The sequence below is a fragment of the Marinobacterium stanieri genome (assembly GCF_900155945.1).
Classification (GTDB): Bacteria; Pseudomonadota; Gammaproteobacteria; order Pseudomonadales; family Balneatricaceae; genus Marinobacterium; species Marinobacterium stanieri.
In genome coordinates this window covers 298290-314364 of the sequence record NZ_FTMN01000004.1, presented here as the reverse complement: position 1 = coordinate 314364, position 16075 = coordinate 298290, and the positions used below count along the sequence as shown (strand labels likewise).

15 protein-coding genes are annotated in these 16075 nt (G+C 56.2%); 13 read left to right on the top strand and 2 right to left on the bottom strand.

All coding sequences use genetic code 11. The features are described from left to right. Positions 1–15: 15 nt before the first annotated feature. A complete protein-coding gene (locus BW956_RS11425; protein WP_010322172.1) occupies positions 16–879 on the bottom strand; it encodes a branched-chain amino acid ABC transporter permease in 864 nt (287 codons plus the stop codon). A gap of 58 nt (positions 880–937) precedes the next feature. After that, the gene (locus tag BW956_RS11420; RefSeq protein ID WP_076462851.1) at positions 938–2110 is read right to left on the bottom strand and encodes an ABC transporter substrate-binding protein; all 1173 of its coding nucleotides are present in this window, start codon (positions 2108–2110) and stop codon (positions 938–940) included. Between the two features lie 233 nt (positions 2111–2343). Between BW956_RS11420 and BW956_RS11415 the strand changes: the two genes are divergently transcribed. The 13 genes from BW956_RS11415 (at position 2344) to dmpH (ending at position 16039) form a co-directional block, all read left to right on the top strand. Then, on the top strand, positions 2344–3267 hold the full coding sequence (locus BW956_RS11415; RefSeq protein WP_076462850.1) for a catechol 2,3-dioxygenase: 924 nt from the start codon (positions 2344–2346) through the stop codon (positions 3265–3267). 450 nt (positions 3268–3717) lie between these two features. Further along, positions 3718–5067 (top strand): benzoate 1,2-dioxygenase large subunit, encoded by a 1350-nt coding sequence (benA, locus tag BW956_RS11410; protein ID WP_010322175.1) that lies wholly within the window; start codon positions 3718–3720, stop codon positions 5065–5067. A 3-nt stretch (positions 5068–5070) separates the two neighbouring features. Then, on the top strand, positions 5071–5565 hold the full coding sequence (locus BW956_RS11405; protein WP_076462849.1) for an aromatic-ring-hydroxylating dioxygenase subunit beta: 495 nt from the start codon (positions 5071–5073) through the stop codon (positions 5563–5565). Between the two features lie 74 nt (positions 5566–5639). Next, the gene (gene benC, locus BW956_RS11400; protein WP_076462848.1) at positions 5640–6653 is read left to right on the top strand and encodes a benzoate 1,2-dioxygenase electron transfer component BenC; all 1014 of its coding nucleotides are present in this window, start codon (positions 5640–5642) and stop codon (positions 6651–6653) included. A 9-nt stretch (positions 6654–6662) separates the two neighbouring features. Further along, positions 6663–7448 (top strand): 1,6-dihydroxycyclohexa-2,4-diene-1-carboxylate dehydrogenase, encoded by a 786-nt coding sequence (locus BW956_RS11395; RefSeq protein ID WP_076462847.1) that lies wholly within the window; start codon positions 6663–6665, stop codon positions 7446–7448. A gap of 65 nt (positions 7449–7513) precedes the next feature. Then, positions 7514–7906 carry a RidA family protein gene (locus BW956_RS11390; RefSeq protein ID WP_076462846.1) on the top strand — a complete coding sequence of 131 codons (393 nt, stop codon included), beginning with the start codon at positions 7514–7516 and terminating at the stop codon, positions 7904–7906. A gap of 9 nt (positions 7907–7915) precedes the next feature. Beyond that, positions 7916–9139 carry a benzoate/H(+) symporter BenE family transporter gene (locus BW956_RS11385; RefSeq protein WP_076462845.1) on the top strand — a complete coding sequence of 408 codons (1224 nt, stop codon included), beginning with the start codon at positions 7916–7918 and terminating at the stop codon, positions 9137–9139. Positions 9140–9361: 222 nt separating this feature from the next. Next, positions 9362–10429, top strand: coding sequence for a hypothetical protein (locus BW956_RS11380; RefSeq protein ID WP_076462844.1), 1068 nt, complete (start codon positions 9362–9364; stop codon positions 10427–10429). A 324-nt stretch (positions 10430–10753) separates the two neighbouring features. Beyond that, complete coding sequence (locus tag BW956_RS11375; RefSeq protein WP_076462843.1) at positions 10754–12214, top strand: 2-hydroxymuconic semialdehyde dehydrogenase; 1461 nt, start codon at positions 10754–10756, stop codon at positions 12212–12214. Positions 12215–12223: 9 nt separating this feature from the next. Beyond that, positions 12224–13009, top strand: coding sequence for a 2-oxopent-4-enoate hydratase (gene dmpE / locus BW956_RS11370; RefSeq protein ID WP_076462842.1), 786 nt, complete (start codon positions 12224–12226; stop codon positions 13007–13009). A 269-nt stretch (positions 13010–13278) separates the two neighbouring features. Continuing rightward, the gene (locus tag BW956_RS11365) at positions 13279–14190 is read left to right on the top strand and encodes an acetaldehyde dehydrogenase (acetylating) (RefSeq protein ID WP_010322184.1); all 912 of its coding nucleotides are present in this window, start codon (positions 13279–13281) and stop codon (positions 14188–14190) included. 14 nt (positions 14191–14204) lie between these two features. Continuing rightward, on the top strand, positions 14205–15233 hold the full coding sequence (dmpG, locus tag BW956_RS11360) for a 4-hydroxy-2-oxovalerate aldolase (protein WP_076462841.1): 1029 nt from the start codon (positions 14205–14207) through the stop codon (positions 15231–15233). Beyond that, positions 15233–16039, top strand: a complete 807-nt coding sequence (dmpH, locus tag BW956_RS11355; protein WP_076462840.1) for a 2-oxo-3-hexenedioate decarboxylase — start codon at positions 15233–15235, stop codon at positions 16037–16039. The genes dmpG and dmpH overlap by 1 nt, the downstream gene beginning before the upstream one ends. Positions 16040–16075: the final 36 nt, after the last annotated feature.

Below are 16075 nucleotides of genomic sequence, written 5' to 3'. Positions count from 1 at the left end.
GGCATTAACTCCGAATCAGGATGAGAACAAACCCTGAGGCTTGATCAGCAGGATGAAGGCCATGAGGATGTAGATCATCATGCTCGACAGCTGGGGCACCAGAATTGAGGCGAAGGTATCAACCAGTCCAACCAGCAGTGCGGCGATAAAGGCGCCCTTGATTGACCCCATGCCGCCGATCACCACTACGACGAAGCAGGTGATTAGAATGTGTTCACCCATGCCGGGTACAATCGAAGACATGGGCGCCGCTGCGACACCTGCGATGGCTGCCAGCATCACGCCGATGGCGAACACGATGGTGTACAGCTTGCGAATATCGATGCCCAGGCATTCCACCATCTCGCGGTTGGATTCACCTGCGCGGATCAACATGCCCAGACGGGTCTTGTTGATCATGAAATACATCAGAGCGGCTATACCCACACAGAACAGTGCGACGAAAATGCGATAGACAGGGTACTCAAGCACATCGGTGACGGGGATGGCGCTGGAGAGGGCTGAAGGCACGGCCACGCCCAGCGGATCGTTGCCCCATAGCAGACCCTGCAGCGCGTTGAACACGAAGATCATGCCAATGGTCAGCAACACCTGGTCCAGGTGGTTACGACGGTAAAGCTGCCGGATCAGCGTGCGCTCCATCAGGATACCGATCAGCAGCGCAATGACCGCAGAGATAAGGGCGCTGAGCCCAAAGCTGCCGGTATGTTCGACGAAATACCAGACCAGATAGGCACCGACCATATACATGGAGCCGTGTGCCAGATTGAGGATGCCCATAACGCCGAATACCAGCGTCAGGCCCGAAGCGATCAAAAACAGCAGCAGTCCATACTGCAGTCCGTTGATCAGCTGTACAAGGAACAGAGAAGTAGTCATGACAGAGCCCGGAAATCAGTGTTTGAAATCTGCCGGGCAGGGGCTGCCCGGCCAACTATCAGAGCTTGCAGCCTCGGGCCGGGTCGGCCAGCGCCGGTGCAGCCACTTCGATGACCTTGTTTTCGCCGTTCTCAACGGTGCGCAGGTAAATGTTCTGAACCGGGTTGTGAGCTGCGGAGAAGGTGAAGTCGCCTCGGGGGCTCTTGACGGTGGTTTCGCCCAGCGCCTTGATCAAAGCCTGTTGATCGGAGATGTCGCCACCAAGCTGATTAACGGCTGAAGCAATCATCAAGCCGGTGTCATAGCCCTGAACGGCATAGATGTCGGATGCCTTGCCAAACTCGGCCTTGTAAGACGTGCGGAAGGCTTTGTTGAGTTCATTGTCCAGTGTATCGGCGTAGTGCAGGGTGGTCATAACGCCTTCGGCAGCCGGGCCCTGGGCTTCCAGTGTACCTTCAGTCAGGAAGCCGGAGCCGAGCAGCGGAATCTTGCCCTTCAGGCCCAGCGCGTCGTAATCCTTGACGAACTTGACCGCACCGCCGCCCGCGAAGAAAACGAATACGGCGTCAGGGTTGATCGATGCGATTTCGGACAGGTAAGCCTGGAACTCGGTTTTCGGGAAGGGGACCAGAATCTTTTTAACCACTTCACCACCACCAGCGGTGAAGGACTCTTCAAAGGCGTCCAGGCTTTCCTTGCCCATGCCATAGTTCCAGCTCATGGTGACAACCTTCTTGTAGCCCTTGTCCAGAGCGACCTTGCCCATTGGATACGAAGGCTGCCAGGAGGAGAAAGACGTACGGAATACGTTGGGAGAGCACAGCGGGCCTGTCACGGGGCCTGCGCCGGCATTGGGGACGATCATGACTGTCTCTTTTCCACGCAGCACTTTCAACATGCCCATGGCGACGCCGGAATGTACCGGGCCAATGATGAAGTCGGCTTCGCTGTTGTTGAGCAGTGAAGAAGCGATTTCAGGGGCGCGTTCCGGGCGTGCTTCGGTATCAATTTCGATGAATTCCAGTTTACGCCCATGCAACTGTGCGGCTTGCTCTCGCAATGCCATTTTCAGACCATTGCGGGTGGCATCACCCAGAGCCCCGTAGACACCACTGAACGGCAGCATCATGCCAACTTTTATCGGTTGTTCGTTGGCAAGAACAGGGGAGCTGAGCGTCAGCGTCGCCATTGCTGCAACCAGGGCATTGCGCATCTTGTTGGAGTTGAACATGTTGGACCTCTCATCGGGTTCGTTATTTTTATGGTCTGTTGATTAGAAAGAACCCGGCCCTCCATCAATAGCCAGCGTGTGCAGACCTGTGTCCAAAAACTGCAACCCTGTGCGATGCACGGAATGGATAAAGCTTGCACCCACTGGATTTAACTTGGCCTCAGGCACTGCAATAGTCGGTCTATAGCCGGAAGACGGACCGTTACCGGCATCCAAAACAAGAAGAGGTGGCTATGAAAAAGGGTGTTATGCGTCCCGGACATGTACAGATTCGTGTGCTGGATATGGATGAAGCGCTTAATCATTACATTGAGCTGATGGGGCTGATCGAAACTGATCGCGATGATCAGGGGCGTGTTTATCTGAAGGCCTGGACCGAGGTAGACAAGTTCTCGGTGGTGCTGCGTGAGGCCGATGAGCCGGGCATGGATTTCATGAGCTTCAAGGTGCTCAACGATGCCGTGCTGGAACAGTTGCAGGGTGAGCTGGTCGGTTATGGTTGTGAGGTGGAGCAGATCGCAGCCGGTGAACTCAAGGACTGCGGTCGCCGTATCCGCTTCCAGGCCCCGACCGGGCACTTCTTTGAACTCTTTGCTGACAAGGTGCAGACCGGTCGCTACGGCGTCGGTAACCACAACCCTGAAGCCTGGCCTCGTGACCTCAAGGGTATGAAGGCGCAGCGTTTTGACCACTGCCTGCTGTACGGCCCCAATCTGGATGAGACCTACGCACTCTTCCGTGATGTGTTGGGCTTTGATCTGTGCGAGCAGGTGATGACGCCGGATGGCAAGCGTGTGGCGCAGTTCCTCACCACCAGCATGAAAGCTCACGACATTGCCTTTATCGATCATCCCGAACCGGGCAAATTCCACCACGCCTCCTTCTTCCTGGAAACCTGGGAAGACGTGCTGCGCGCCGGTGACCTGATCTCCATGACCGATACCTCTATCGATATCGGTCCTACCCGTCACGGTATTACTCACGGCCAGACGATCTACTTTTTTGACCCGTCCGGTAACCGTAACGAAGTCTTCTGTGGTGGCGATTACTTCTACCCCGACCACGAGCCCATCACCTGGGATGCGGACAAGCTGGGCAAGGCAATTTTCTACCATGATCGCCAGCTCAACGAGCGCTTCCTGACCGCACTGACCTGATTTCACATCATTGTGCTGCACTCGACTGCCTTGTCCGTGGTCGAAACTTTTGCGCCGTCATATGACGGCGTTTTTTGTTTAGCAGCAGGTGCGCGCTGGGTATTGCAGCAGGTGTCTGAACCCCTTCGCCCGCGGAGCGGGCTCCCACAACCTTTTGCCAGCAGAGCTTTCATGTGGGAGCGCACTCTGTGCGCGAAGAGGTGTTCTTGCTGCTTAAGTTGATGCCTGAAAACCCACCGCTAGCAGAGCGAGCTCCCATGACTCTTTGTCAGCTGGGCTACTTTGTGCCAGCAAAACATTCCTCTGTAGGAGCGCACTCTGTGCGCGAAAAACTCATCTGCCACTGCAAATACACCCTCTGCACATATGGGATAAAGAATGGCAAAAGCTGGATAGTGAGCCCTGTCCTTGCCCTCTACTCTGGGATCAAACAATAAGGAGGGCATCGCAATGCAAGATAATCTGATCGCCAAAGTGGGCGGCATGATGGAGGTGGATAAAGAGCAAGGTCTTTATCGCGGCCGTCGTGACATGTTTACCGATCCTGAGCTGTTCGAGCTGGAGATGGAGCACATCTTCGAAGGTAACTGGATCTATCTGGCACACGAAAGCCAGGTTGCGAACAAGAATGACTACTTCACGACCTACATCGGTCGCCAGCCGGTGGTTATTACCCGCAATAAAGAGGATGAGCTGAACTGCTTCATCAACGCCTGCAGCCATCGCGGTGCTGTTCTCTGCCGTAAGAAGAAAGACAACAAAGCCGTCTTCACCTGTCCCTTCCACGGCTGGAGCTTCAACAACTCCGGCAAGCTGGTGAAGGTCAAGGACCCCAACGATGCCGGTTATCCGGACTCCTTCAACTGTGATGGTTCCCATAACCTGAAAAAGGTACGCATGGAGAACTACCGCGGCTTCCTGTTCGGTTCCCTGAACGATGATGTGAAACCGCTGACCGAACATCTGGGTGAAGCGGCCAAGATTATCGACATGATCGTGGATCAGTCACCGGAAGGTCTCGAAGTGGTGCGCGGCTCCTCTACCTATGTGTACGACGCCAACTGGAAACTGCAGGCCGAAAACGGTGCCGACGGCTACCACGTGTCGGCCACGCACTGGAACTACGTTGCCACCACGGCTCGCCGTAAGGCCGGTATGTCGATGGATGATGTGAAGGCGATGGATGCCTCCACCTGGAACAAGCAGAAGGGCGGTTTCTACGCCTTCGAACATGGTCACATTCTGCTGTGGATGCGCTGGCCTAACCCGGAAGACCGTCCCTTGTTTGAACGCCGTGATGAACTGGTAGCCGAGTACGGTGAAGACCGTGCCGACTGGATGATCGGCAACCTGCGTAACCTCTGCCTGTACCCGAACGTGTTCCTGATGGACCAGTTCAGCTCGCAGATTCGTCACTTCCGTCCCATTGCTGTGGATAAAACCGAAGTCACCATCTACTGCATTGCCCCCAAGGGTGAAAGTGCCGAAGCGCGAGCCCACCGTATCCGCCAGTACGAGGACTTCTTCAACGCCTCCGGCATGGCGACGCCCGATGACCTGGAAGAATTCCGCGCCTGCCAGGAAGGGTTCAAGGGGATCAAGCTGCCCTGGAATGACATGTGCCGCGGGGCCGAGCACTGGATTGAAGGCCAGGACGAGGATGCCAAAAAGCTCAACCTGTTCCCGGTAATGAGCGGCGAGAAAGTGGAAGACGAAGGCCTCTACATTGTGCAGCACCACTACTGGCAGAAAGTGCTGTCCGACGTGGCACGCAAACAGCAGGCAGAGAAAGGAGAGTAAGCCATGACCATCAGCTATGAAGAAATCCGTAATTTTCTGCACTCTGAACAGCGTTGCCTGGATGACAAGGACTACGACACCTGGCTGGAGCATTACGACAAGGATGCCGAGTACTGGGTACCGAGCTGGGATGTGGACGGTGAACTGACCGTTGACCCCCATTCAGAGATTTCACTGATCTACTACGGTCGTCGTGATGGTCTGGAAGACCGCGTGTTCCGCATTAAAACGGACCGCTCCAGCGCCAGTTCACTGCCTGAGCCGCGCACCCAGCACATGCTGAGCAATCTTGAAGTGCTGACTGCGTCTACCGGTGATGCAGACGTCCGTTACAGCTGGCTTACCAACAGCGTGCGTTACAACAACGTGGATACCTATTTCGGTACCGCCTTTGTAACGCTGGTCCGCGCGGATGACGGCAGTCTCAAGATCAAGCGCAAGAAAATCATCCTGAAGAACGATTACATCCATCACGTGGTGGATATCTACCACCTCTGATCGACCCACAGCCAATAACAAGTGTCCCCGGGGTATCGCGCAGATACCCCAGCAAGGGGCCGAGGTAGCACGCCATGTATAAAGTAGCCCTGAATTTTGAAGATGGAGTCACGCGCTTCATTTCTACACTGCCGATGGAAACAGTCGCCGATGCCGCCTATCGCTCGGGCCTGAACATCCCTCTGGATTGCCGCGATGGTGCCTGCGGTACCTGCAAATGCCATTGCGAGTCTGGCCAGTACGAGATGGATGGGTACATCGATGATGCACTCTCAGACCAGGAAGCCGAGCAGCAGTTTGTCCTGACCTGCTGCATGGTGCCGGAGTCGGATTGTGTGGTGACCGTACCGGCGTCTTCCGAAGTCTGCGTACGCAGCCAGCAGGCGGATGTGCACGCCCAGCTGACCGAGATTAATCGACTGTCCGAATCCACGCTTTCCTTCACGGTGGCCAGCGATCAGGTGCGTGCCATGCACTTCCTGCCAGGCCAGTACGTGAATGTTCAGGTGCCCGGCACCGATCAATCGCGTGCCTACTCGTTCAGCTCCATGGTCAATGAAACCGATGAGTCGGTCTCTTTCCTGATCCGAGTGGTGCCGGACGGCTTGATGAGCACCTACATGGCCGATCAGGCTCAGGTGGGCGATCAGCTGATGTTGCGTGGTCCCTTTGGCAGCTTTTATCTGCGTGATGTGAAGCGCCCCGTACTGATGCTGGCGGGCGGTACAGGGCTGGCACCGTTCATGGCGATGCTGGAAAAAATCCAGCGCGAGGGCTGCGACTACCCGATCCACCTGATTTATGGCGTGACTCATGATGTCGACCTGGTAGAGCTTGGCAAGCTTGAAGCCTTTGCCAGCGCCATCGACAACTTCACCTTCAGTGCCTGTGTGGCGTCTGAAGAGAGCAGCTGGCCGCAAAAGGGCTATGTCACCCACCATATCGAACCTGCGCATCTGAATGATGGCGATGTCGATATCTACCTCTGTGGTCCCCCTCCCATGGTGGAAGCGGTGAATGGCTATATGCAGGACAAGAACATCCAGCCCGCCAGTTTCCACTACGAAAAATTTGCTGCCAGCAAGTAAGGACGCGCTATGAGAATCGAACGTTTTGAACACAAGGTCGCGATCGTGACCGGTGCTGCGCAGGGGATTGGTCGTGCGGTAGCGCTGCAGATGGCGGCCGAGAAAGCTTCACTGTTGCTGGTTGATCGCTCCGATATCGTCTACGAAGTTGCTCAGGAAGCTGAGGCGGCCGGAGCGAATAGGGTGGAAATAGTCACGGCTGATCTGGAGAAGTATCCCGAATGCTGCCGGGTAGCGGATGCCTGTATCGAGCACTTTGGTCGCATCGATATTCTGGTCAACAACGTGGGCGGCACGATTTGGGCGAAGCCCTATGAGGCCTATGAAGAAGATCAGATCGAAGCCGAAGTACGTCGTTCATTGTTCCCGACCCTCTGGTGCTGCCATGCGGTGCTAAAACCCATGCAGGCACAGCAAAGTGGCGTGATCGTCAATGTGTCGTCCATCGCAACGAGAGGCCTGAACCGTGTGCCCTATGCCGCAGCCAAGGGGGGCGTGAATGCGATGACGGTCTGCATGGCATTTGAAAATGCTCAGCAGGGTATCCGCGTGAACGCTGTGGCTCCAGGCGGCACCGATGTGGGCGAGCGTCGTATTCCGCGTAACACCGAAAGCATGAGTGAGCGCGAGAAGGTCTGGTACCAGACCATTGTCGATCAAACCATCGATTCCACGTTTATGAAACGCTACAGCCAGCCCGAAGAACAGGCGAATGCAATCCTGTTCCTGGCCTCGGACGAAGCTTCTTACATCACCGGTACCGTGCTCCCCGTTGGCGGAGGCGATCTGGGCTAACCCCTGCCGGACATCCTCCCGGTGTCTTATGACGCCGGGGCTCCCTCTTTGATAAGGACAGAATCATGGCGACAAAAACAATAATCGTGCCTGAAGGAATGGAATTTATCCGTGATGAGCTTGGTTACGCTCCGGCGGTACAGGTAGACACACGGCTTTATATCGCAGGACAGATAGGGCGTAACGATCAGCGTGAACTGGTGGCCGAAAAGGAAGCCCAGTTTGTGCAGGTGTTTGAGAACCTGAAACGCATTCTGGAGACTGCGGGCAGCGGTTTCGAGGATCTGGTTGAGATCACCAGTTATCACACCGATATGCGTGACTTGCCGTTGTACATGGAAGTGCGCAATCGATACATGAATGGTTGTTATCCAGCCTGGACGGCCATTGGCGCCGCCTCTCTCTGTGGCGCACCGGGTTACTTCCTTGAAGTCAAAGGGATTGCGGAACGGGTGTAGGAGGTTGGCATGCTGAAGGATATTTCCATCTCGACAGTCATCGCCGGCCTGATGGCGGTACTGGTGTCCTACTCGGGCCCCTTGGCCATTTTCTTTCAGGCTGCACAGAGTGCCGGTATTTCGACGGAAATGATGACCTCCTGGGTCTGGGCGATCTCCATTGGCGCTGCCGTTACTGGCATTGTGCTCAGTGTCTGGTTCCGTATTCCGGTCATTACAGCCTGGTCGGCACCGGGGACGGTATTGCTGGTGACACTGTTTCCCGGGCTGTCGATCAATGAAGCGGTATCGGCTTATATCACTGCGGCCGTGATTATTTTTCTGATCGGCATTACCGGCCTGTTCGACCGGGTAGTGCATCTGATTCCAGGTGGAGTTGCCTCGGCCATGATGGCGGGCATTCTGTTTGATTTCGGGCTCGGCGCTTTCCGTTCACTGGAATCAGCGCCTCTGGTAACAACTCTGATGATCCTGGGGCTGGTGCTGTTCAAGTTTGTGAGCCGAGCCTACTTCCTGGTTTTGATGGTCCTGCTTGGTCTGGTGTTGTCGTTAACCCTTATGGATACCCATCTGGAGCAGCTGGAGTGGCAACTGGCATCGCCTCAATGGATCGTGCCGGATTGGACATGGAGTTCGACACTGGGGCTGGCACTGCCTCTGGTGATTGTCAGTTTGACCGGTCAGTTCCTGCCGGGCTTTGCCATCCTCAAGGCATCGGGTTATGCCTTTTCTTCCAGACCCATCATCAGCCTGTTGTCGCTGGTGTCCATTCCGACCGCTTTCTTTGGTGGTATTACCACAGTGATTGCCGCGATTACCGCGTCAATCTGCACCAGCTCAGATGCGCATGCCGACCCGGGAAAGCGTTATATGGCCGGTGTGGCTAACGGCGTTTTTTATCTCATTGGCGGTATTTTCGCTGGCAGCATCGTGCTTTTTTTCACCAGTTTTCCCTCCGAGATGATCGCAATTATTGCCGGGCTGGCGCTGCTGGGGGCGATCAGCAATAGCCTGAGTGCCGCTCTGAATGACAAAGAGCACCTGGATGCATCGCTGATTACCTTCATGGCAACGGCATCGGGTGTCAGCCTTTGGGGCATTGGAGCTGCCTTCTGGGGTGTCGTACTGGGAACAGCGGTCTACGCCCTGCGCGTTGGATTAATTCGCTACCAGTGCGCAAAGGCTGGAGAAACCGCAGATAGAGGCTTGTCGGTTAATTCTGGCGAACGCTGACGCTTCCAATAATGGCGGGTTGAGCCAATAAAAATGTTGGTTTTTGGTACCAATAATGGAAACTCAAACCGCCATTAATAGATGACATTTCAACCATTTTTCATGTTTAGATTACGGCTGTGTTACGCAAGATGCTTTGAGTTTTCAGGGCGTTGCATACACGGCCCAACAACCCGTAGCAGCTGTACTGCTATCCACATTATAAAAATAAGGATTGACTGTATGTCACTTAAGAACGGTTTGGCCCTTGCTGTCATGGCGGCGGGAATCTCTTCTACTGCGCAAGCTCTGGACCTTGGCGAGTTCAACGGCACTCAGTTCAGTGTCGGTGGTTACATTAAAGCCGAGGGCCGCTTTACCAACCCTGATAATGGCGACGGTGATTTTGATGGTACTGCCCGTCAGTCTCGTATTAATTTCAGTGCCAAGCGTGACGTGAATGGCCACAAAATCATGGGTCTTGTGGAAGGTGACTTCTATGGTGGCAACGCCACGGATTCAACCTATGACTGGCGTCTGCGTCATGCCTACTTGAAGGTTGATAACCTGACACTGGGTCAAACCTGGAACGGTCAGTTCCTGGCGTACGCGCCCTTTGATGTACCTTATCTGGACTTCTTTAACGCGGGTAAAGGCAACGCGGCCGGTAATGGTGGTGTGGTACGCCCGGATCTGGTGATGCACTACCAGATGGGCAATGTGCGCCTGACACTGCAGGACCCTGTGAACGAAGATGCCGATTACCCCGATTTCGTCATTAACTATGCCAAGCGCTTTGAAGGCGGTCATGGTGCCAGCATTGCCCTTGCCGGTCGTGACGTGGCGAAAAGCAATGTGACCAACAGCAGTGAAGACTCGGAATTCGGTGCTGCAATTATTTATGCCGGCAAATACTCCCTGGGCGCAACGGCGCTGCACCTGAACGGCTATGTCGGTGAAGGGCAGGGCGTCTATTCCGGCTTTGGTTACGGTGGTGCCTGGCACCCGAGCCTGCGTCCGGCAGTGGATGCCAACGCAGAGGGTGAACTGATCAAGACTACCGGTCTGGTGGCGGGTATTTCCCATCGCTTCAACGACAAACTGACCGGGGGTATTCGTTATTCCCAGGTTGAAGCCGATGAAACCTCTGCTGGCGCTGAAGATACTCTGAAAGTGAGCCACGTAAACCTGATCTACTCCTACCTGCCGGGACTGGATTTCGGTATCGAGTGGCGTGATCAGAACCTGGCGACGCATGGCACGCGTCCGGCGGGTCAGCAGTTGGAACTGATGGCGATGTACAAGTTCTAACGACTGCATCAACGTAAACGAGAGAACCCGGGTCCCCTTCCCCGGGTTTTTTCGTTTCAGGGCTTTGAAATTCGAGTAGGGCGGCAGATGTGAGGGCATAAAACCCGACATTACATGCGTTGACCATTAATAAGCTCGGTAATCTGCCATCATTCCCGTAAATGGAATCTCCAGCCCCCGTTTTTGCGGGTTCTATCCCGTTTTTGCAACGCTATACTGGATTTCAACCTGGCTGGCAGCCCTCATGACAGGGACTGTTGCAGTGTGACCCAACAATAAATATCGGCCCGAAATTGCGATTGGCCGAAATTGATAAGGTGAGCCATGAAAGAGTTCAAGCATTTTATCAACGGCGAGTATGTGGCCTCTGCCAGCGGCAAGACCTTCGAAAACCGTTGCCCGGTCGATAACAGCCTGATCGGTCCTGTGCACGAAGCCGGCGAAGCAGAAGTGGACGCTGCCGTGCGCGCGGCCAAGGCGGCGCTGAAAGGTCCTTGGGGCAAGCTGACCCAGGCCCAGCGTACCGAGCTGCTGAACAAGGTCGCAGACCGCATCAACGAACGCTTCGACGAGTTCCTGGAAGCCGAGTGCCTCGATACCGGCAAGCCGCGCTCCATTGCCAGCCATATCGATATTCCCCGTGGCGCTGCCAACTTCAAGGCATTCTCCGAGACGCTGGCCAACCACCCGACCGAAGGCTTCCGCATGGATACGCCGGACGGCAAGGGTGCGCTGAACGTGGGCCACCGTACGCCCAAGGGCGTGATCGCCGTTATCTCCCCGTGGAACCTGCCGCTGCTGCTGATGACCTTCAAGGTGGGGCCGGCACTTGCCTGCGGTAACACCGTAGTGGTCAAGCCGTCTGAAGAAACGCCGGCAACCACAACGTTGCTGGGTGAAGTGATGAACGAATGTGGCGTACCGGCCGGTGTGTTCAACGTAGTACACGGCTTCGGTCCTAATTCCGCCGGTGAGTTCTTGACTACTCACAAGGATGTGGCTGCCATTACCTTCACCGGTGAAACCCGTACTGGCGAAGCGATCATGCGTGCTGCGTCCGTAGGCCTGCGCAACATTTCCATGGAGTGTGGCGGCAAGAACCCAGGGCTAGTCTTCGCTGACTGCGATATCGAGAAAGCGGTTGAGGGCACCATGCGTTCCGCGTTTGTGAACTGTGGTCAGGTCTGCCTGGGCACCGAACGCGTTTACGTCGAGCGTCCGATCTTCGAGAAGTTCCTGTCCCGCATGAAGGAAGAAGTGGCCAAGCTGAAGCTGGGGCGTCCTGAAGACAAGGACGCCAACTTCGGTCCGCTGGTGAGTCTCGAGCACCGCGAGAAGGTCAAGTACTACTACGACCTGGCCCGTGAAGAGGGCGCAACCGTTGAGATCGGTGGTGGTATCCCGGATATGGGCGCTGAGCTGAATGATGGTGCCTGGATCGAGCCGACTATCTGGACCGGTCTGTCCGACGATGCGCGCGTTATCCGCGAAGAGATCTTTGGCCCTTGCTGCCACATCCGTCCGTTCGACACTGAAGAAGAAGTGATCGAGCTGGCCAACGACACCGACTACGGCCTGGCGTGTGCCATCTGGACCGAAAACTCTGCCCGTGCCGTACGCGTAGCCGAGCAGATGGAGGTCGGCCTGGCCTGGGTGAACTCCTGGTTCCTGCGTGACCTGCGCACCTCCTTCGGTGGTGCCAAGCAGTCCGGTATTGGCCGCGAGGGCGGGGTACACGGCCTCGAGTTCTACACCGAAACCAAGAATATCTGCATCAAGCTCTGAGGACAGACGATGGACAAGCAACTGATTCAACAATGTGGTGATGAGCTGTACACGGCGATGCTGGAACGCACGCCGGTACGTCCGCTGACCGAGCGATTCAGCGATATCACCATTGAAGATGCCTACAACATCTCCCTGCGCATGCTGGAGCGTCGCATTGAAGCCGGTGAAAAGATCATCGGCAAGAAGATCGGCCTGACCTCCAAGGCGGTGCAGAACATGCTCGGCGTGGGTCAGCCGGACTTCGGTTACCTCACCGATAAGATGGCGTTCAGCCAGGGCGAAGAGATGCCGATCTCTGACCGCCTGATGCAGCCGAAAGCCGAAGGTGAAATCGCCTTCATCCTGAAAAAGGATCTGATGGGTCCTGGCATCACTGCTGCTGATGTACTGGCCGCCACCGATTGCGTGCTGCCGTGTTTCGAAGTGGTCGATTCCCGCGTCGAGAACTGGCAGATCAAGATCCAGGACACCGTGGCAGACAACGCCTCCTGTGGTCTGTTCGTGCTGGGTGACCGAGCCGTTGATCCGCGCAAGGTAGACCTGGCGACCTGCGGCATGGTGGTTGAAAAGAACGGTTCCATCATCAGTACCGGCGCTGGCGCTGCAGCGCTGGGCAGCCCGGTGAACTGTGTCACCTGGCTGGCCAATACCCTGGGTGAGTTCGGTATCCCGCTGAAAGCCGGTGAAGTGATTCTGTCCGGTTCTCTGGTGCCGCTGGAACCGGTTCAGGCTGGTGACTTCATGAGCGTCAACATCGGTGGCATCGGCAGCGCGTCTGTCCGTTTTGTCTGATTAATTGGAATTGAGTTGAGCCTTCGTGCGCGGAGCGCACTCCCACAAATAGCATCAGTGTTTGGTTGGAGCTGTGGGAGCCCACTCAGTGGGCGATGAAGAAGCAACAGGCTTCGCGCAGTTGTGGGAGCCCGCTCCGCGGGCGAAGAACAAACATCAGAGTTCGCGCACAGAGTGCGCTCGCACAATCAGCGCTGCTGTTCGGGATAAACCCTGTGGGAGCTCGCTCCGCGAGCGAAGGCTACAAACAAGAATAAGTGGAACACACTATGTCCAAGAAACTGAAAGCGGCCATTATCGGCCCGGGTAACATCGGCACCGACCTGCTGATGAAGATGAAGCGCTCCGAATGGATCGAGCCGGTCTGGATGGTGGGTATCGACCCGACCTCCGAAGGCCTCAAGCGTGCCGAAGAGATGGGTATCAAAACCTGCGCCACCGGTGTAGACGGTCTGCTGCCCCACGTCATCGAAGACGATATCCGCGTGGCCTTCGATGCTACCTCCGCCTACGTTCACGCCGAGAACAGCCGCAAGCTGAACGAGCTGGGCGTGATCATGATCGACCTGACGCCTGCGGCTGTCGGTCCTTACTGCGTACCGCCGGTGAACCTGGCTGATCATGCCAAGAACCTGGAAATGAACGTCAACATGGTGACCTGTGGTGGCCAGGCGACGATCCCGATGGTTGCTGCTGTTTCCCGCGTACAGCCGGTTGAGTACGGTGAGATCATCGCGACTGTGTCTTCCCGCTCTGTCGGTCCGGGCACGCGTCAGAACATCGACGAATTCACCCGCACCACGGCTGGCGCTGTGGAAAAAGTGGGAGGCGCCAAGAAAGGCAAGGCGATCATCATCATCAACCCGGCCGAGCCGCCGTTGATCATGCGTGACACCATCCACTGCCTGACCGAAGGCGAGCCGGACCAGGCCGCCATCACCGAATCCGTGCATGCCATGGTGAAGGAAGTGCAGAAATACGTACCGGGTTACCGCTTGGTGAACGGCCCTGTGTTCGACGGCAACCGCGTCTCCTGCTTCATGGAAGTAGAAGGCCTGGGCGACTTCCTGCCCAAGTATGCCGGCAACCTGGACATCATGACTGCAGCCGGTCTGCGTACGGCCGAAATGTTCGCTGAAGAAGCGGCCAACGGCGCCATCACCCTGCCTGAGCGTGGCTAACGGAGGATTACGATATGAACCTGAACGGTAAGAAAGTCACGCTGCACGATATGTCTCTGCGTGACGGCATGCATGCCAAGCGTCACCAGATCAGCCTGGACGAGATGGTTAACATCGCGACCGGTATGGACGAAGCGGGTATGCCGCTGATCGAAGTCACCCACGGTGACGGTCTGGGCGGTGCATCCGTGAACTACGGTTTCCCGGCGCACACCGATGAGGAATACCTCAACGCGGTTGTGCCGAAAATGAAAAACGCCAAGGTCTCCGCACTGCTGTTGCCGGGTATTGGTACCGTCGATCACCTGAAAATGGCCCGTGATTGTGGTGTTTCTACTATCCGTGTGGCTACTCACTGCACCGAGGCTGATGTATCCGAGCAGCACATCGGCATGGCCGCCAAGATGGAAATGGACACTGTCGGCTTCCTGATGATGGCGCACATGGTCAGCCCGGAGAAGATCCTGGAGCAGGCGAAGCTGATGGTGAACTACGGTGCCAACTGCATCTACGCCACCGACTCTGCCGGATACATGCTGCCGGACGAGGTGACTGCCAAAATCGGCCTGCTGCGTGCTGAGCTGCCGAGCAGCGTCGAGATCGGTTTCCATGGTCACCACAACATGGGTATGGCCATTGCCAACTCTCTCGCTGCGATTGAAGCGGGTGCTTCACGCATCGATGGCTCGGTTGCAGGCCTGGGCGCCGGTGCCGGCAACACGCCGCTGGAAGTTTTCTGCGCCGTGCTGGACCGCATGGGTGTCGAGAGCGGTGTCGATCTGTACAAGATCATGGATGTGGCCGAAGACCGCGTCGTGCCGATGATGGATCAGCCGATCCGCGTTGACCGTGATGCACTGACGCTGGGCTATGCCGGTGTTTACTCCTCCTTCCTGCTGTTTGCCCAGCGCGCGGAGAAGAAGTACGGCATTCAGGCCCGTGACATTCTGGTAGAGCTTGGTCGCCGCGGTACCGTGGGTGGTCAGGAAGACATGATTGAAGACCTGGCACTGACCATGGCGAAAGAAAAGGGGCTGATCTAATGGCTGAAGCATACGAAAACAAGCTGACCCAATCGCAGATTGAAGAGCTGGCGATCCACTGCGAAAACGCCGAACTGGAAGCCTACGAGATCACCAAAATCACCGACGACTTCCCGCAGATGACCTACAAGGATGCCTTTGATATCCAGTGGGAGATCCGACGCCGCAAGGAAGAGCGTGGTCACAAAATCGTTGGCATGAAGATGGGCCTGACCTCCTGGGCCAAGATGGCGCAGATGGGGGTTGAGCAGCCCTGCTACGGCTTTCTGGCTGATTACTTCAGTGTACCTGAGGGCGGCGAGTTCGAGTTCGACGAGCTGATCCACCCGAAGATTGAAGCCGAGCTGGCGTTCGTACTTAAAGACGAACTGAAAGGCCCGGGCGTGCACATTGGTGATGTTCTACGTGCCACAGATTTCGTCATGCCGGCAGTGGAAGTGATCGACTCCCGCTACAAGGACTTCAAGTTCGATCTCAAGAGCGTGATCGCGGATAACTCCTCTTCAACCCGCTTCATGACAGGCGGTCAGATGGCTGATGTTGCTGATCTGGACCTGAAGAACCTGGGTGTGGTCATGGAGATCAATGGCGAAGTGGTACAGACCGGTGCCGGCGCAGCTGTGCTGGGTCACCCGGCGGCCTCTGTGGCCATGCTGGCGAATATGATGGGCGAGCGCGGCGAAAGCCTGCCGGCAGGCTCCTTCATCATGATCGGTGCTATCACCGCTGCGGTACAAGTGAACAAGGGCGACGCCTTCACTGTGCGTTACCAGGGCCTGGGCACACTGAGCGGCAAGTTCGTCTGACAGACAGTCGAAAACCTGGCTATGCCGCTGAGCACT